The 17,915-nt window shown below is 58.0% G+C and carries 10 protein-coding genes, 3 tRNA genes and 3 rRNA genes; 10 read left to right on the top strand and 6 right to left on the bottom strand.

Annotated elements, in window-relative coordinates; translation table 11 throughout:
- Nucleotides 1–19: 19 nt before the first annotated feature.
- Both hrpB and ACMVPR_RS12980 read right to left on the bottom strand, forming a co-directional pair.
- Entirely contained in the window at nt 20–2,473 is a 2,454-nt protein-coding gene (gene hrpB / locus ACMVPR_RS12985) for an ATP-dependent helicase HrpB (RefSeq protein ID WP_416883229.1), read from the bottom strand.
- A 42-nt stretch (nt 2,474–2,515) separates the two neighbouring features.
- Nucleotides 2,516–2,986 carry an excinuclease ABC subunit B gene (locus tag ACMVPR_RS12980; protein WP_416883228.1) on the bottom strand — a complete coding sequence of 157 codons (471 nt, stop codon included), beginning with the start codon at nt 2,984–2,986 and terminating at the stop codon, nt 2,516–2,518.
- A gap of 121 nt (nt 2,987–3,107) precedes the next feature.
- Between ACMVPR_RS12980 and ACMVPR_RS12975 the strand changes: the two genes are divergently transcribed.
- A complete protein-coding gene (locus ACMVPR_RS12975) occupies nt 3,108–3,374 on the top strand; it encodes a zf-TFIIB domain-containing protein (RefSeq protein WP_416883227.1) in 267 nt (88 codons plus the stop codon).
- A gap of 150 nt (nt 3,375–3,524) precedes the next feature.
- On the opposite strand, the gene ACMVPR_RS12970 is transcribed toward ACMVPR_RS12975, so the two are convergent.
- Together ACMVPR_RS12970 and uvrB are read right to left on the bottom strand one after the other, a co-directional pair.
- Nucleotides 3,525–4,106, bottom strand: coding sequence for a hypothetical protein (locus ACMVPR_RS12970; protein WP_416883226.1), 582 nt, complete (start codon nt 4,104–4,106; stop codon nt 3,525–3,527).
- A gap of 203 nt (nt 4,107–4,309) precedes the next feature.
- Nucleotides 4,310–6,490 (bottom strand): excinuclease ABC subunit UvrB, encoded by a 2,181-nt coding sequence (gene uvrB / locus ACMVPR_RS12965; protein WP_416883225.1) that lies wholly within the window; start codon nt 6,488–6,490, stop codon nt 4,310–4,312.
- 400 nt (nt 6,491–6,890) lie between these two features.
- On the opposite strand from uvrB, the gene ACMVPR_RS12960 reads away from it, so the two are divergent.
- The 3 genes from ACMVPR_RS12960 to ACMVPR_RS12950 all read left to right on the top strand — a co-directional run bounded on the left by ACMVPR_RS12960 (nt 6,891) and on the right by ACMVPR_RS12950 (nt 7,789).
- Nucleotides 6,891–7,202 carry an ETC complex I subunit gene (locus ACMVPR_RS12960; RefSeq protein WP_292268283.1) on the top strand — a complete coding sequence of 104 codons (312 nt, stop codon included), beginning with the start codon at nt 6,891–6,893 and terminating at the stop codon, nt 7,200–7,202.
- Entirely contained in the window at nt 7,190–7,666 is a 477-nt protein-coding gene (locus ACMVPR_RS12955; RefSeq protein ID WP_416883224.1) for a GNAT family N-acetyltransferase, read from the top strand. Before ACMVPR_RS12960 ends, ACMVPR_RS12955 begins: the two co-directional genes overlap by 13 nt.
- Nucleotides 7,667–7,712: 46 nt before the next feature.
- A tRNA-Arg gene (locus tag ACMVPR_RS12950) sits at nt 7,713–7,789 on the top strand.
- A 56-nt stretch (nt 7,790–7,845) separates the two neighbouring features.
- On the opposite strand, the gene ACMVPR_RS12945 is transcribed toward ACMVPR_RS12950, so the two are convergent.
- A complete protein-coding gene (locus tag ACMVPR_RS12945; protein WP_416883223.1) occupies nt 7,846–9,138 on the bottom strand; it encodes a PQQ-dependent sugar dehydrogenase in 1,293 nt (430 codons plus the stop codon).
- Between the two features lie 104 nt (nt 9,139–9,242).
- A complete protein-coding gene (locus tag ACMVPR_RS12940) occupies nt 9,243–11,162 on the bottom strand; it encodes an FAD-dependent monooxygenase (RefSeq protein ID WP_416883222.1) in 1,920 nt (639 codons plus the stop codon).
- On the opposite strand from ACMVPR_RS12940, the gene ACMVPR_RS12935 reads away from it, so the two are divergent.
- From ACMVPR_RS12935 to rrf, 6 genes are all read left to right on the top strand, one after another.
- Nucleotides 11,161–11,727: a MarR family winged helix-turn-helix transcriptional regulator gene (locus ACMVPR_RS12935; protein ID WP_416883221.1), complete on the top strand. Its 567-nt coding sequence runs from the start codon at nt 11,161–11,163 to the stop codon at nt 11,725–11,727. The genes ACMVPR_RS12940 and ACMVPR_RS12935 overlap by 2 nt on opposite strands.
- A gap of 563 nt (nt 11,728–12,290) precedes the next feature.
- Nucleotides 12,291–13,755: ribosomal RNA gene (locus ACMVPR_RS12930) — 16S ribosomal RNA — on the top strand.
- A gap of 222 nt (nt 13,756–13,977) precedes the next feature.
- Nucleotides 13,978–14,053 (top strand) — tRNA-Ala (locus tag ACMVPR_RS12925).
- A gap of 103 nt (nt 14,054–14,156) precedes the next feature.
- A tRNA-Ile gene (locus ACMVPR_RS12920) sits at nt 14,157–14,233 on the top strand.
- Between the two features lie 474 nt (nt 14,234–14,707).
- Nucleotides 14,708–17,602 (top strand): 23S ribosomal RNA (locus ACMVPR_RS12915).
- A gap of 184 nt (nt 17,603–17,786) precedes the next feature.
- Nucleotides 17,787–17,901: ribosomal RNA gene (rrf, locus tag ACMVPR_RS12910) — 5S ribosomal RNA — on the top strand.
- The 16S, 23S and 5S rRNA genes sit together here with 2 tRNA genes alongside, the layout of an rRNA operon.
- Nucleotides 17,902–17,915 lie beyond the last annotated feature (14 nt).

Below are 17,915 nucleotides of genomic sequence, written 5' to 3'. Positions count from 1 at the left end.
GCGGGCGTGCCTGACGCCGTTAGCTTTCGTGCCTGCGCTTGGCCCGCAAGGTCGGGTCGGCCTGCGTGGGGTCTTCGGGCCACGGGTGTTTCGGATAGGCCGCTCGCATGTCCTTGCGCACGTCCGCATAGGATCCGGCCCAAAACCCGGGCAGATCAAGCGTTGTCTGCACAGGTCGTTGCGCCGGGGACAGCAGCGTCACGCGCAGCGGGGTTTTCCCCACACAAGGATGGGTTTTCTGGCCGAACAATTCCTGCAGCCGCAGGGAAATTTCCGGGTGCTCACCGGAATAGTCGATCGGGATCTCACGCCCCAACGGGGTTGTGAACTTGCCGGGCACCAGCCGATCCAAATCCTGCATCTGCCCCCAATCGAGCATCGCGCGAAGTGCAGGCAGAAGATCGAACCGTTTCCAGTCATCGGAACTCCGCACACCGCCAAGATGGGGAAGCAGCCGGTCTTCAAGACTGTCCATCAGGGCGCGATCGGACATGTCTGGCAGGGTCAGTCCGGCATCGCGGGCCAAGGCAACGCGGGCTGTAAACCGGCGCGCGGCATCGCTCATGGCAGGGGTCAGACCCAAGTCGCGGACACCGTCCAGCATCGCCGTCGCAATCAACTCTGCCGTCGCGTCCTTCCAAACCCGGTCATCCAGCGCGATGGCACCCAGCTTTTCCTGCTGACGGGCCACAACGCGGCGGTCGCGCTTGGACCATTCGCACAGGTCCACCCAACGGATCTGATCCGCGAACAACGCCCGGATTGCGCTTTCACTGATCTGGATGGCCTGCCGGATGCGCGCCTCGCGCGGGTTGCCATCAAGGTCGGTGGCGACGATCAGCCGGGCTCCGGCCAAGGCGTCGCCGCTTTCCATCACCGCGCCTTTGCCGCCAGACAGCTGGTAGCGCGGGTCATCGCCCTTGCGCCGCAAGCCAATGCGGTCGGGATAGGCGAGGGCAGCCATCTCGGCGATCCCCAACGGATCACCCTTGGCCTTGGGGGCCACGCGCTCCAACCGCTTTGCCTCGATGCGGATGCGGTCCAATGCGCCCCGGTTGAGCATGGCATTGCGCCGCTCGGCAAACCGCTTTGGGTCGCGCAGCGCCTCCATCCGCAGGGCAAGATCGACACCGCCGCCCTGCACCGGATCGCGGTCCGCCAGCAGCGCCGCCAATGGGGCTGCATCCGATCCTGCAACGGCAACCATATGCGCCAATCTCGGATGCAGGGGCAGGGCGGACAATGTGCGCCCGTGGACGGTGATGCGGTTCTCTGCATCCAATGCGCCCAGCAGACGCAGAAGCGTCTGAGCTTCGGCATAGGCCCCTTCGGGAGGTGCTGTCAGGAAAGGCAATTCGCCCGGTTGGGCCCCCCACAGCGCCAATTCGAGCGCGAGGCTTGCCAGATCCGCGGCTTCGATCTCGGCCGGAGGAAAGGCCGCAAGCGCCCCGTCTTCGCCCCTGGTCCAAAGCCGATAGGCCACGCCTTTGGTCACACGCCCGGCGCGTCCGGCCCGTTGGGTCGCTTCGGCCTTGGTGACCTTCTCGGTCACCAGCCGCGACATGCCCGACCCCGGGTCGAACCGCGACCGCCGTGCAAGGCCACCATCGACCACGACGCGAATGTCCTCGATGGTCAGGGAAGTCTCTGCAATCGACGTGGCGAGCACGACCTTGCGGCCTGCTGTTTCCGGGCGGATTGCGTCCTGCTGCGCCTTGAAGGGCATCGCGCCGAACAGGGGCCGGATGGCGCAGTCCTTGGGCAACCTGCCCTCCAGCGCAGCCTGCGCCCGGCGGATTTCTCCCTCCCCCGGCAGAAAGGCAAGAATTCCCCCCGAACAGTCCTGTGCGGCGGTCTGGATCAGGTCCGCCATTGCGGTTTCGAACCGCACGGTTTTGCCAACGGGTTTGTCGAGCCAGCGGGTTTCGACGGGATAGCTGCGTCCTTCCGACGTCACGATGGGCGCGTCCATCAGACGTGCGACGGGCTCTGCGTCCAGCGTCGCCGACATCGCCACGAGGATCAGGTCGTCGCGTAAGGCGCCGGTGATTTCGAGACACAGTGCCAAGCCCAGATCGGCGTTCAGGGAGCGTTCGTGGAATTCGTCAAAGATCACCGCGCCGATCCCCGACAACTCGGGGTCGGATTGGATCATCCGGGTCAGGATGCCTTCGGTCACGACCTCGATCCGGGTCTGGCCCGACACTTTGGACTCGCCGCGCACGCGGTAGCCGACGGTCTGGCCCGCCGCTTCGTCCAGAGTTTCGGCCATCCGCTCGGCTGCGGCCCGTGCCGCCAGACGCCGGGGTTCCAGCATGACGATGCGCTGCGATGTCAACCCCGCGTCCAGCATTGCCAGAGGCACCCGCGTGGTCTTGCCCGCCCCGGGGGGCGCTTGCAGCACGGCGCGGCCCCGATCACGCAGATGCGCGATAAGCTCTGGCAAGACGTGGTCAATGGGAAGCCGGGTCATGGCGTCTTCTAAGCTGGTCCGCAGGCACGCCGCAAGCCGTGCTCAGGACGCCTGTTTCGCCCGTGTCCAAGTCCCGTGGACAAGCTGATCCGTCGGACAGGCGCGAAACTCCTCGACCGCGGGTGCCGCGCCATCCAGCGATACAGGCACTTCGAGATCGCCCAGAACCGCCACAGCGCGCTGGTTGAAGTTCAACCCGTTCAGGACATTCCCGAACCCCCGGTCACGGACCGTCAGGGTGCGTGTATCCTCTGTCTCGATCACATGCTGCGTGGTGGAAATCGTCAGCCCGCGTGGGCCTTCGAACCGCATGGAAAACACCGCCGCGTCGGGCCACCCGCCCTCACGCGACAGGTGAATGGCATATTCACCGCCATCCGGGTCGTACGTGACCATCACAGCCACTTCTGGGTCCTGATGGAACAAGGTGCAGATCGGCACGGGCGTGAACTCCCACGCCATCGCGGGGAGGGGCGCAACTAGGAGGGCAAGGGCAACAAGAACCGTACGCATGAAGCTATGGTAGCGTACGGTTCGAATTGCGCCAGTGTCTTTGGGAAGGACTGTCGCACCGGGGATGATATTCGGTACAGAGTGCTTATCTCCTGCGTGCCAAACCCAAGGAGATGGCCCAATGAAATGTCCTATCGACGGAACCGCACTGGTGATCGCCGAACGCTCTGGTGTCGAAATCGATTACTGCCCGCAATGCCGGGGTGTCTGGCTGGATCGCGGCGAGCTGGACAAAATCATCGAGCGCAGCGCGACCTATGCGGCACCACCTCCGCCGCCGCCTGCCGCACAGGAACGCATCAGCGGCCAAACCACGGGCTACGGGGACACAGGTTTCGGCAAAAAGAAGAAACGCGGCGGCTTTCTGGAAGACCTGTTCGACTTCTGATGCGTCCTCGCCTAGGTCGGAGAGGTGGTTCCGACCTATGGAGGCGTTATGCGTGTGTGGTTTGCGATTGTGAGCTTGTTGGCCCTCAGCGCCTGTGGCGTGCCCTTTGTGCCGTTTATCTGAAATCAAACGGCAACATAAGTTGTGCGGTCACCCAGCCCAAATTCGGTAGAACAGTCCGGCGACCCGCCGCGCCGCTGGCTCAATGTGCAAAAGAGCCGACCGCAAGAGGACTTTGTTCGATTCGATGACCGCAGCTATGCGCGAATAATGCGGTCTCTGCGCCTCTGTTGGTGAGCGCAAGAGAATGGTCCGCGCTTCGTCCATCGCGCCCAGCGTTTCGTTCCGAAGCAGCGGAATGGCTTCTACTTTCACCGCGTTGAACACGCGCCCACCTTGCCGGAGTGGCGGTCTGGACCGGTCTATATTGGCCGAGACGACTGACGCGATGCGATCTTCGACAAGACGCAGCGCATCTTCTGCCGGAGCATATTCCGAAAGCCCATCCAGACGGTCGGCCGCGCTACGGTAGCTTTGGCTATAACAATCATAGCGAAAGACCAGGATCAGTTCGCCGCATTCGCGGAAATCGCCCTGCAGGATGCGGATCACTGCATTTGTGGTCCTGTTGCTGAGTCCATTGCCCCATGTGTTGTATTGCGCATGAGCTGAGGAAGAAATGGCGCATGTCAGAACGACACTGGCGATGGCGCGAGACAGGTACTTTCGCATAAAATTCAGATGAATCTCTAAGTTAGACGACAGTAGTTCGCCCGCCTGTTCCGTGATCTTTCGTGGGCAGCGCGTCAGCAGAAAACTCCTAGCGTGGCACCATATGCCGCGCAATTCTTGTTTTCAAAACAAGCACGTCACAAGATTGAGATGGCGCTGCGTCGGTCACAGATCAGAAGGTTGGCCCGTCTGCCCGATCTGCCTTACCGCTTCCGCCGCTTCACATTCCCGCCGCGCTGACCTGGGCGCCCGGCTGTCGACCGTCCCGACGATTTGACCGCCGCTTCCGCTGCCGCCTCGACCGCGGACTGACGGGCAAGCGGGTCGTCTGCGATGGCGAGATCGACCGCTTCCAGCCGTTTGACCTCGTCCCGCAGGCGCGCCGCCTCTTCGAATTCGAGGTTTTCCGCCGCCTTGCGCATATCCGCGCGCAACCCATCGAGAACCGCCTGCAGATTGGCCCCGGCCAGCGGTTTGTCCACCTTGGCGGTCACGCGGTTCATGTCCACGTCGCCTTTGTAGAGCCCTTGTAGAATATCATCGACGTTCTTCTTGATCGTCGCGGGCGTGATGCCGTGCTCTTCGTTATAGGCGATCTGCTTGGCGCGGCGGCGGTCGGTTTCCGCCAGCGCCCGCTCCATCGACCCGGTGATCCGGTCGGCATACATGATCACGCGGCCTTCGGCGTTCCGTGCGGCACGGCCAATGGTCTGGATCAACGATGTTTCCGAGCGCAGGAACCCTTCCTTGTCCGCATCCAGAATGGCGACCAGACCACATTCCGGAATGTCCAACCCTTCGCGCAAGAGGTTGATCCCGATCAGCACGTCGAACGCCCCAAGGCGCAGGTCACGCAGGATTTCGATCCGTTCGATCGTGTCGATATCCGAGTGCATATAGCGCACGCGGATTCCCTGTTCGTGCAGGTACTCGGTCAGGTCCTCGGCCATGCGTTTGGTCAGCGTGGTGACCAGCGTGCGATACCCGCCCGCTGCCACTTTGCGGATCTCGTCCAGCAGATCGTCCACCTGCATCTCGACCGGGCGGATTTCGACCATCGGGTCCAACAGCCCCGTGGGGCGGATCACCTGTTCGGTAAACACACCGCCGGTTTGTTCGATCTCCCACTTGGCGGGCGTCGCGGACACGAACACGGATTGCGGGCGCATAGCGTCCCATTCCTCGAACTTGAGCGGGCGGTTGTCCATGCACGAGGGCAGGCGGAACCCGTGTTCGGCGAGCGTGAACTTGCGTCTGTAGTCGCCCTTGTACATGCCACCGATCTGCGGAACGCTCACATGGCTTTCGTCTGCAAAAACAATGGCATGGTCGGGGATGAATTCGAAAAGCGTGGGGGGCGGTTCACCCGGCGCACGACCTGTCAGATAGCGCGAATAGTTCTCGATCCCGTTGCACACGCCGGTTGCCTCCAGCATCTCCAGATCGAAATTCGTCCGCTGCTCCAGCCGCTGCGCTTCAAGCAGTTTTCCCTCGTTTACCAACTGATCAAGCCGCTGCCGCAACTCTTTCTTGATGCCCACGATGGCTTGCTGCATCGTCGGTTTCGGCGTCACATAGTGGCTGTTGGCGTAGATTCGGATACGCTCGAAACTGTCGGTCTTTTCCCCTGTCAGTGGGTCAAACTCGGTGATGCTTTCCAACTCGTCGCCGAAGAAGGACAGCTTCCAGGCCCGGTCCTCAAGGTGCGCCGGGAAAATCTCAAGGCTGTCCCCACGCACGCGGAACGACCCGCGCTGAAACGCCTGATCGTTGCGGCGGTATTGCTGCGCCACCAGATCGGCCATCACAGCGCGCTGGTCATAGCTTTTGCCGACATGCAGATCCTGCGTCATGGCGCCGTAAGTCTCGACCGAGCCGATACCGTAGATGCAGGACACCGAGGCGACGATGATCACATCATCCCGTTCCAGAAGTGCGCGAGTGGCCGAGTGGCGCATCCGGTCAATCTGTTCGTTGATCTGGGATTCCTTCTCGATATAGGTGTCCGACCGGGGCACATAGGCTTCGGGCTGGTAATAGTCGTAATAGCTGACGAAATATTCGACCGCGTTGTCCGGGAAGAACCCTTTGAATTCACCGTACAATTGCGCCGCCAGCGTCTTGTTCGGGGCCAGAATAATCGCCGGGCGCTGCGTCTCCTCGATCACTTTGGCCATGGTGAAGGTCTTGCCGGTGCCCGTTGCCCCCAAAAGCACCTGATCCCGTTCCCCCGCCAAAACGCCTGCCGACAGTTCCTTGATGGCATTGGGCTGGTCGCCCGCCGGTTCGAATTCCGTATTCATCCGAAACCGGATACCACCCTCGAGCTTTTCACGGGCGCGGACATCGGGGGCAGGGGCGTGCAGAATCTGGGTATCGGGCATGGATCACCTGATGGAATCGGTTGCTGCGACAAGACCTGCAGCCGCACTCGGGAAAGTCAAAATGGGGGGTTGGCCGTGGAAATGCAACCTTGGTCGCATAGACCCATTAGGGTGCTGTTTTTATTGCATTTGAATTCATCTGCGTGCTGATAAATCGGGTTTCCCATCGGGACGTCCGCTTTTTTCCTTTCAAAGTTGTACGAATTAAGTACCTTTTAACTGCAAGCAGTTGGCATCATTTGGTTTCGAGCGGCACACACCCACCCCTCGCTCCCCGCTTCTCGTGATCCGGTGGTTCCCTGCTTGCACTGACAGCCCTTTGTGCTGCGACAGGATCATCATCTTGCACGTCAGACTGTTTTTGCGCATACCTGCCGCAACGATCAAACAGGTGAGACCTATGCGCGCCCGGATTTATCAGCCGTCGAAAACCGCCATGTCCTCTGGCACCGCCAAAACCAACCATTGGGTGCTCGAATACGCGCCCGACAGCCCGCGCGAGATTGATCCGCTGATGGGATGGACCTCGTCCTCCGACACGCAAAGCCAGGTTCGCCTGAAGTTCGATACACTGGAGGCGGCCAAGGCCTATGCCAAGGAACATGGCATCGAGGTGATCCAACTCACCCCGAACAAGCGCAAACCCAACATCCGCCCCCGGGGCTATGCGGAAAACTTCGCGGTGGATCGCAAAGGCGCGTGGACGCATTGAACACCGCGCTCCGTATAGAGCCGGTTGTCGCGCTGACCTGGGACGTTTCGGAATTGCTCACCCGCCATTTCGAGATGATGCAGGCGCAGACACCGTCTGAAAGCTGCCATGTGATGAGCGCCGATGATCTTTTTGCGGCAGGCGCAAAAGTCTTTGCTGCTCGGGACGACATCACAACGCTTGGCATCGCGGCGATCAAGCCGCTGGACAGCACGCATGGCGAACTGAAGTCGATGCACACCCGCGCCGAAGCCCGGAGCAGGGGTGTCGGAGCGGCTCTCGTTCAAAGAATACTGAGCGAAGCGACAGACCTCGGCATGACACGCATCAGCCTCGAGACCGGATCAGAGGCTCCGTTCGCTCCGGCGCGGCGTTTGTATGAACGCTATGGTTTCGACTATTGCACGCCTTTCGGCGATTACGTCGAGGACCCACTCAGCGTTTTTATGACCAGAACCCTGTGACCTTCTCTTGCCCCGAGCGGGCAAAGTCTGCAAATAAACACCCAGCGGTCCCTTAGCTCAACTGGATAGAGCAGCTGACTTCTAATCAGCAGGTTGAGGGTTCGAGTCCTTCAGGGATCGCCATCAGACTTCATGCCGACTCGCCTCCGCACATGGTCCTGCCCGCGGCTTTTTCGACATCAATCCGCGGCGGTCACCCGCCAGATGATGTCGCCCACGTCATCCGCCATCAACAGCGACTTTCCGTCCGGCCCGATGGTCACACCAACGGGGCGGCCATATGCCAGCTTTTCGTCTTCCGACAGGAACCCGGACAGAATGTCCCGTGCGGGACCGCTTGGCGCACCGTTCTCAAATGGTACGAAGATCAGTTTGTATCCACTGAGCTTGGAGCGGTTCCATGACCCGTGTTGGCCAATCACCATGCCAGCGCCGAAGCCCGGCAGCGTGCCTTCTGGCATCCAGCACAGCCCTAGCGACGCCGTATGTCCGCCAAGTGCGAAATCCGGAGTGATCGCTTTCGCCACCATCTTGGCGTCCTGCGGTACGCGGTCATCCACCGTTCGTCCCCAATAGCAATAGGGCCATCCGTAAAAGCCACCGTCCTGAACCGAGGTCAGGTAATCCGGCGGGGTTTCATCGCCAAGGCCGTCACGTTCATTCACAACGGTCCACAGCTTGCCGGTCACCGGTTCCCACGCCATGCCAACGGCATTGCGCAGACCTGAGGCAAAGATGCGCGCTTGGCCCGTCGCCACGTCCAGTTCCCAAATCGCGGCGCGGCCTTCCTCCACCTCCATACCGGCATCGCCGATATTCGAAAGCGACCCGACACCGGCATAGATTTTCGAGCCATCCGGCGAGGCCAGCAGGCTACGGGTCCAGTGACCATGCGGTTTGAACGCCACCAGCGGTTCGCCGGGGCCTGACAGGGCCGTATCGCCAGAGGCATAGTCAAAGACGCGGATGCCGTCAGTATTGCCAAGGTAGAAGCGGTTTCCGACAAGGGCCATGCCGAACGGCTGGTTCTGGTTTTCCACAAACACTTCGCGGATTTCGGCAATGCCGTCCTTGTCTGCATCTCGCCAAAGGGTAACGCGGTTGGCGCTTTCCCCAATCGCTTTGACCCGTCGCATCGTTGCCTGTGCCGCGTGATCCATCAGAGTCTTCGGCGGGCCAGCCTGTTCTTTGGACTCCGCCACAAGAACATCGCCATTCGGCAGCACTTCGATCCAGCGTGGGTGATCCAGTCCGGATGCAAAGGCATTGACCTTGAGGCCGGGGGCGCATTTGGGCAGCCGTCCGTTCTTCCACCCTTCGGCAATCGGCATCTTGAGGGTCATGATCCCCTGTTTGCGCGCCTCGGGAATCTCGGGGTGAGCGCCAAAAGCCTGCCTGTCGGGCGCACTCAGCCGCCGCAGAAAGGCGACCGTGCCACCAACGATTGCAGTTGCTTTTGCGACAAGTTCCATATGTGCACTCCACTTAGTTACCTTGCAGCGTAACGAAGGTCAGCGCGGAGTGACAGCCTGTTTGCACTGCCTTCGGACGAGGCCGAGAGCCGCGGTTTGATGCGCTAAGCAAGCGGCAGGAAAATCCCTTCGAAGAACTTGGCCAACGCGGCCGTGGCATCCAATGGCAGGATATGGGCCACATATTGATCCGGTCGCACGACGATCATGCACCCGTTGTCCCGGTCGATCCCGCGCATGTCATATATATCCTGACCGGACTTGTGATCGACGCAGAACACCTTTTCGAAATCGCGCAGACCGTAACGCCCTTTTGCGGGGCGTAGGAGATCGGGCATGTCCTCAAATCGCAACGACATAAAGTCCTGCTGGAACACCGCGCGCAGGTCGATCCGCCTGTCCAGATCGTCACCCTTGCGCATGACCCGCGCGATAGGCGACGCCGGATCCGTCGCGAGAAAGGCGCACAGCCTGTGCATCGCGCCATCGGCTGACCCCGTGTCATCCCGACCGGCAAAGGCATAGATCCGCCACCGGCCATCGGCCTCGGCGACATGACCCAATTGCAAAGGCTTCACATCGGCCAGCCGGATCACGGGCGCTGAATGAAAGCGCTTCCCGACAATCTGTCCCGTCGCAAGATCCTGACGCGCCGCCGCTGACGTGAGCCGCGACGGCTCGTAATGCACCGCCAATCCGCCCGTGAATTCGAGGTTCTCGATGAACTGCTTCTGGAACCGTGGCATCTCATCGCCATCCAGTTCGGACTGACCCGGCGGGGCACTCATGATTCGCGCCCATGTGTGATCCGTCTCGACCAGTCTTTTTGCCTCCAGATGCCGTTCGGCGGAATAGCTGTGCAACAGACTTGGGTCCGAAAGCCCCTGAAGAACATGCGCCAGTTTCCAGCCAAGATTGAACGTATCACCCATCGACACGTTCATGCCCTGTCCAGCCTTCGGGCTGTGCGTGTGGCAGGCATCTCCGGCGGTGAACACCCGCGGGAGACGCGTGCCGATCTGGTCAGACGGCACATCGTCAAACCTGTCGGACAACCGATGGCCGATTTCGTAGACCGACCACCAGACCACCTCTTTGACGTCGATGCTGTAGGGCCGCATGATCCGGTTCGCCGCAGAGATGATGTCCTCGGCTGCGAGATTCCGGCCTGACACGCGCTCGTCCGGGTTCAGCTTGTCCAACTCCACATACATACGGAAAAGGTATCCACCCTCGCGCGGGATAATCAGAATATTACCTTCGCGGGCAGACTGGATCAGGCATTTCCGGCGCAGATCGGGGAAATCCGAGTTTGCCAGGATGTCCATCACCCCCCAGGCCTGATGTGCGGCATCCCCCTCCAAGCGACCGCCAATCGCACGGCGCACCGTGCTGCGCGCGCCGTCGCACCCAACCAGGTAATTGGCACGGACGGTTGTCGTCCGACTGACCGTCCCATCCTCCGACACATGTTCCAGAACAACGGATACAGGGTGATCGTCGGTCGCGGTGTCGATGGTCAGATCGCGCACCCGCATTCCGTAATTTGGCTCCAGTCGCGTCGGCGCGTTCTTCATCACATTGAGAAACAGCTGATGAATGCGCGCCTGATTCACGATGGTATGCGGCATCTCGGATTGATCGTCGGGAACATCCTGCGTGATCCCGATACGGAGGATGTGATCCGGTTCGTCCGGGTCGGGCCGCCAGAAGGCGGTCTGGTTCACCCAATAGCCCTCGCGTTTGACGGTCTCGGCAAAGCCGAACGCCTGAAACATCTCCATGGAGCGGACGCTGACACCATCGGCCTGTCCCTTTTCCATCGGACCGGATTTCGGCTCCACAATCATGGTCGTAATGTCGGGAAAGCCTGCCAGTTGTGCCGCAAGACACAATCCCGCCGGTCCGCACCCGGCGATCAGCACATCGACCTTTTCCGGAAGACCGGTGGGTCTGGCGCGCTCCGGGGCAGGGGGTTTGATGTCCGGATCGCCGGGTCTGAAGCCGTCGAGATAATACTGCATGGTCAGGTCTCCAGCGTGGTTGCTTGAAATTAGTAACCACACATATCAATTACACAGAGAAATAAATAAGTATACATATTTTTCTTGTCATCCACCTTCCGAGGTCGAAGACTGTCTTCTCAAGAGCCAGGAAAGGGAACGCGCCTTGGAAATTCTCACGATGCCCGGTCACGTGATCCGGCGCCTCAACCAGATGTCGACTCAGGTTTTTGCCACTCGCATGCAGGAAAAAGGTTTCGACCTGACGCCCGTGCAATTCGCAGCACTCGATGCGATTCGTGCCACGCCGGGACTTGATCAGGCCAGCATTGCGGCAAAGATTGCCTATGATCGGGCAACCATCGGCGGCGTTATCGAAAGGCTTCTCCAAAAAAACTATGTCGCCCGTGTGGTCAGCGAAAAAGACCGTCGTGCACGGGTCATTACACTGACCGAAGAAGGCGAGAAGGCCTACCGGAGCATCTTTCCCGTCGTTGCAGAGTTGCAGGACGATATATTGGCAAAACTGACAACTGAGGAACGAGAGGTGTTCCTGTCTTTGGCCTCCAAGGCCCTTGGCGCCTGACATGGGGGAAGGTGCATCTGCCCATGAAATCGGCATCAGATCAGGTTTTGAAAAAAAATCGAACGGAACCGAAAAAAGGGCTTGCGGAGTTTTGCGCTGATATCTAGATAGCGCTTCACCGGCGGCGCTGAGGCGGATGCTGGGACATCGGACGGGGCGTTGATTGCTTACGGTGGTGGATAATTCAGGGGTATATGAGGGCGGGCGCGCCGGGAAGTTAGGGCGCACTGGTCTTGTTGTTTGTCTCTGGGTTGCTCTTTGACATTGCTAATATCTGAAGAGATATGCGGGCGGTTTGGTTTGTTTCGGCAAGTCTGGGCGTCTGTATGTCGCGCTCTTAGGGTGTTTGTTTGGCGATTTGGGTTGATGGGTGTTTCGACATTCCTGGGCTCAAGTAGCGAAGCGGTAGCCCGATGATAGAGTGTCAGCTTCACTGTTTGGCGGCTTTTGTTTCCTTGTGAAACTTGAGCGCATCAAACAGAGAAAACGCCAGGTGATGTCAGTAATGTCATCTGGTGGATGTGCAGAGGTTCGACTGTCAAGAAGGCTATTATGTAGCCTTTCAACTTGAGAGTTTGATCCTGGCTCAGAACGAACGCTGGCGGCAGGCCTAACACATGCAAGTCGAGCGAGGACTTCGGTTCTAGCGGCGGACGGGTTAGTAACGCGTGGGAACGTACCCTTTTCTACGGAATAGCCTCGGGAAACTGAGAGTAATACCGTATACGCCCTTAGGGGGAAAGATTTATCGGAGAAGGATCGGCCCGCGTTAGATTAGATAGTTGGTGGGGTAATGGCCTACCAAGTCTACGATCTATAGCTGGTTTGAGAGGATGATCAGCAACACTGGGACTGAGACACGGCCCAGACTCCTACGGGAGGCAGCAGTGGGGAATCTTAGACAATGGGCGCAAGCCTGATCTAGCCATGCCGCGTGAGTGATGAAGGCCTTAGGGTCGTAAAGCTCTTTCGCCTGTGAAGATAATGACTGTAGCAGGTAAAGAAACCCCGGCTAACTCCGTGCCAGCAGCCGCGGTAATACGGAGGGGGTTAGCGTTGTTCGGAATTACTGGGCGTAAAGCGCGCGTAGGCGGACATTTAAGTCAGAGGTGAAATCCCAGGGCTCAACCCTGGAACTGCCTTTGATACTGGGTGTCTTGAGTTCGAGAGAGGTGAGTGGAATTCCGAGTGTAGAGGTGAAATTCGTAGATATTCGGAGGAACACCAGTGGCGAAGGCGGCTCACTGGCTCGATACTGACGCTGAGGTGCGAAAGTGTGGGGAGCAAACAGGATTAGATACCCTGGTAGTCCACACCGTAAACGATGAATGCCAGTCGTCGGGCAGTATACTGTTCGGTGACACACCTAACGGATTAAGCATTCCGCCTGGGGAGTACGGTCGCAAGATTAAAACTCAAAGGAATTGACGGGGGCCCGCACAAGCGGTGGAGCATGTGGTTTAATTCGAAGCAACGCGCAGAACCTTACCAACCCTTGACATCCTCAGCTACATCCAGAGATGGATGGTTCCCTTCGGGGACTGAGTGACAGGTGCTGCATGGCTGTCGTCAGCTCGTGTCGTGAGATGTTCGGTTAAGTCCGGCAACGAGCGCAACCCACATCTTCAGTTGCCATCAGGTTATGCTGGGCACTCTGGAGAAACTGCCCGTGATAAGCGGGAGGAAGGTGTGGATGACGTCAAGTCCTCATGGCCCTTACGGGTTGGGCTACACACGTGCTACAATGGTAGTGACAATGGGTTAATCCCAAAAAGCTATCTCAGTTCGGATTGGGGTCTGCAACTCGACCCCATGAAGTCGGAATCGCTAGTAATCGCGTAACAGCATGACGCGGTGAATACGTTCCCGGGCCTTGTACACACCGCCCGTCACACCATGGGAGTTGGGTTCACCCGAAGGCCGTGCGCCAACCTGCAAAGGGGGCAGCGGACCACGGTGAGCTCAGCGACTGGGGTGAAGTCGTAACAAGGTAGCCGTAGGGGAACCTGCGGCTGGATCACCTCCTTTCTAAGGATGTTTCTAGCTTTTATGCCTAACGCAATCGCGCTCAAGTAGCCGGAGGCGGTAGAGCACAAAACATGAAACACTTAGCAGATGGCTTCTCAAGGCCATCATAAACAGGTCTCGCAAGAGGCACTGTAAACCAGGCCGTCCTCATATCTCTTCAGAACGTCAGACCCTGTATGGCAGGACCTTTCGGAAAGGTTCGGTGTCAGGGTCCCAAAGCATGGGGCCTTAGCTCAGCTGGGAGAGCGCCTGATTTGCATTCAGGAGGTCAGGAGTTCGATCCTCCTAGGCTCCACCAAGTTTTACGGCCCTTGTTTTAACCACGTTGGGCTGGTCGCTCTCGTGACCTTCCTTCGGAAGGCACTGCCGCGACGACGAGTTTTTGCTTTGCAAAAATCTCTGGGTCGGTAGCTCAGGTGGTTAGAGCGCACGCCTGATAAGCGTGAGGTCGGAGGTTCAAGTCCTCCTCGACCCACCACTAACTTGCGGGAAGTGACGTGTCTGGGAACATACTTCTGAGCATTCTTAGGAATGTTGAGATGTTTGCTCCAAGCAAACTACGGTGTGCGTCGGCAGACTTTCTTCGAAAGTCGCCTATTCGCACCTGACAGACTTTCCTTCGGAAAGTCGTCAATTGACATCGTTTAGAGAGATACAAAATCAACTATGTTTGATTGCCATAAGTGTTTGGCGATCTCCATGGGTCTGACTTCGGTCAGAGGTGTTGATTGGGTCTAGCCGGCTCGATCTGCATATCCTCATGTGAAACGAACATACGTTGTCCAAGTCAAGTACACTAACCCGTCGTTCATTCCGCACGGATTGAACGACATAGTCCTCGCTAAAGCGAGGGCGGGAAAAAAGTGACTTTTGATCGGAAGGATCAACAACTGCGCTCAAGTAGCGAAGCGGTAGCGCTTCAAAACTGCTCGGTTTTGTTCTTTCTGGATCAAATCAAGCGCGAGAAGGGCGTTTGGTGAATGCCTAGGCAGTAAGAGGCGATGAAGGACGTGATACTCTGCGATAAGCCGTGAGGAGCTGAGAATAAGCTTTGATCCACGGATTTCCGAATGGGGCAACCCACTTGATTGTTTATTATTGTCGGCCGCAAGGTCGATCAATAGTAGGCAAAACCAAGTACTTATAGACTGAATACATAGGTTTATAAGAGCAAACCCGGGGAACTGAAACATCTAAGTACCCGGAGGAAAGGACAGCAATAGCGACTCCCCTAGTAGTGGCGAGCGAACGGGGACCAGCCGAGCCGAGATCGTGACCAGAATGTGCTGGAAAGCACAGCCATAGCGGGTGACAGCCCCGTATGGGAAGCGTGATCGGACGTATCAAGTAGGGCGGGACACGTGAAATCCTGTCTGAAGATCGGAGGACCACCTTCGAAGGCTAAGTACTCCTTACTGACCGATAGTGAACCAGTACCGTGAGGGAAAGGTGAAAAGCACCCCGACGAGGGGAGTGAAACAGTACCTGAAACCGAACGCCTACAATCAGTCGGAGCCCCCTTGCGGGGTGACGGCGTACCTTTTGTATAATGGGTCATCGACTTGGTCTATCTAGCAAGCTTAAGCCGTTAGGTGTAGGCGCAGCGAAAGCGAGTCTGAATAGGGCGCATGAGTTAGATGGATCAGACCCGAAACCGAGTGATCTAGGCATGGCCAGGTTGAAGGTTGGGTAACACCAACTGGAGGACCGAACCCACATCCGTTGAAAAGGATCGGGATGAGCTGTGCCTAGGGGTGAAAGGCCAATCAAACTCGGAGATAGCTGGTTCTCTGCGAAATCTATTTAGGTAGAGCGTCATCCGAATACCCCCGGGGGTAGAGCACTGGATGGGTAATGGGGCCCCACAGGCTTACTGATCCTAACCAAACTCCGAATACCGGGGAGTACTAGATGGCAGACACACGGCGGATGCTAACGTCCGTCGTGAAGAGGGAAACAACCCTGACCGACAGCTAAGGCCCCCAATTCATGGCTAAGTGGGAAAGCAGGTGGGACGACCAAAACAACCAGGAGGTTGGCTTAGAAGCAGCCATCCTTTAAAGATAGCGTAACAGCTCACTGGTCTAAACAAGTTGTCCTGCGGCGAAGATGTAACGGGGCTCAAGCCATGAGCCGAAGCTTCGGATGCACATAGTGCATGGTAGCAGAGCGTAGTGTGACATAGGACTACGTCTTACTGATCTTTTGCATGACTGACGGAAGTTACGAGGGTGTTCGCACTCAAGTAGCCGAAGGCGGTAGTGCAAATAAGAGGTCAGAAAAGACGAAGTCTTTTCTGTGAAGCGGGCGCGTGAGCGATCCCGTGGAGAGATCACTAGCGAGAATGATGACATGAGTAGCGACAAAGAGTGTGAGAGACACTCTCGCCGAAAGTCCAAGGGTTCCTGCTTAAAGCTAATCTGAGCAGGGTAAGCCGGCCCCTAAGCCGAGGCCGAAAGGCGTAGGCGATGGGAACCACGTTAATATTCGTGGGCCAGATGGAAGTGACGGATCTCGAAGATTGTTCCTCCTTATCGGATTGGAGGGGCCGTTCAGAGGTTCCTGGAAATAGCTCCATCATCAGACCGTACCCTAAACCGACACAGGTGGACTGGTAGAGCATACCAAGGCGCTTGAGAGAACGATGTTGAAGGAACTCGGCAAAATACCTCCGTAAGTTCGCGAGAAGGAGGCCCGGTTCCTAGGCAACTAGGGGCTGGGGGCACAAACCAGGGGGTGGCGACTGTTTATTAAAAACACAGGGCTCTGCGAAGTCGCAAGACGACGTATAGGGTCTGACGCCTGCCCGGTGCCTGAAGGTTAAAAGGAGGGGTGAGAGCTCTGAATTGAAGCCCAGGTAAACGGCGGCCGTAACTATAACGGTCCTAAGGTAGCGAAATTCCTTGTCGGGTAAGTTCCGACCTGCACGAATGGCGTAACGACTTCCCCGCTGTCTCCAACATCGACTCAGCGAAATTGAATTGCCTGTCAAGATGCAGGCTTCCCGCGGTTAGACGGAAAGACCCCGTGCACCTTTACTACAACTTCGCACTGGCATCAGGATTGTGATGTGCAGGATAGGTGGTAGGCTTTGAAGCAGGAACGCCAGTTTCTGTGGAGCCTCCCTTGAGATACCACCCTTCGCACTCTTGATGTCTAACCGCGGTCCGTTATCCGGATCCGGGACCCTGCGTGGTGGGTAGTTTGACTGGGGCGGTCGCCTCCTAAAGCGTAACGGAGGCGCGCGAAGGTTGGCTCAGAGCGGTCGGAAATCGCTCGTTGAGTGCAATGGCAGAAGCCAGCCTGACTGCAAGACTGACAAGTCGAGCAGAGTCGAAAGACGGCCATAGTGATCCGGTGGTCCCAAGTGGGAGGGCCATCGCTCAACGGATAAAAGGTACGCCGGGGATAACAGGCTGATACTGCCCAAGAGTCCATATCGACGGCAGTGTTTGGCACCTCGATGTCGGCTCATCTCATCCTGGGGCTGGAGCAGGTCCCAAGGGTACGGCTGTTCGCCGTTTAAAGAGGTACGTGAGCTGGGTTTAGAACGTCGTGAGACAGTTCGGTCCCTATCTGCCGTGGGTGTAGGATACTTGAGAGGAGTTGCCCCTAGTACGAGAGGACCGGGGTGAACGATCCACTGGTGGACCTGTTGTGGCGCCAGCCGCAGTGCAGGGTAGCTATGATCGGAAAGGATAACCGCTGAAGGCATCTAAGCGGGAAGCCCCCCTCAAAACAAGGTATCCCTGAGGGCCGTGGTAGACCACCACGTCGATAGGCCGGAGGTGTAAGCGCAGCAATGCGTTCAGCTGACCGGTACTAATGGCCCGATAGGCTTGATTTGATCCAGTAACAACAAAATCGTCCTCCGCAAAGCGGACACGATTGGTGGCACGCAGGGTATGACGCAGTCATGCCCGTTGCCACACCGTGGAACAGCGCACAAACGCCAACCACAACTGGAACAACGACCAAAAGCACTACACCAGCAATGTGCACATGACTTGGACAACACACTCTTTACTCGGTTTGGTGATCATAGCGTGAGCAAAACACCCGGTCCCTTTCCGAACCCGGCCGTTAAGTGCCACCGCGCCAATGGTACTGCGTCTCAAGACGTGGGAGAGTAGGTCATCGCCAAACCTAGTAAAGAGTGA

The sequence above is a fragment of the Marivita sp. genome, assembly GCF_048006345.1.
Taxonomy (GTDB): domain Bacteria; phylum Pseudomonadota; class Alphaproteobacteria; order Rhodobacterales; family Rhodobacteraceae; genus Marivita.
Note: the sequence above shows the minus strand (reverse complement) of the source record. Positions and strands in the feature narration are given on the sequence as shown.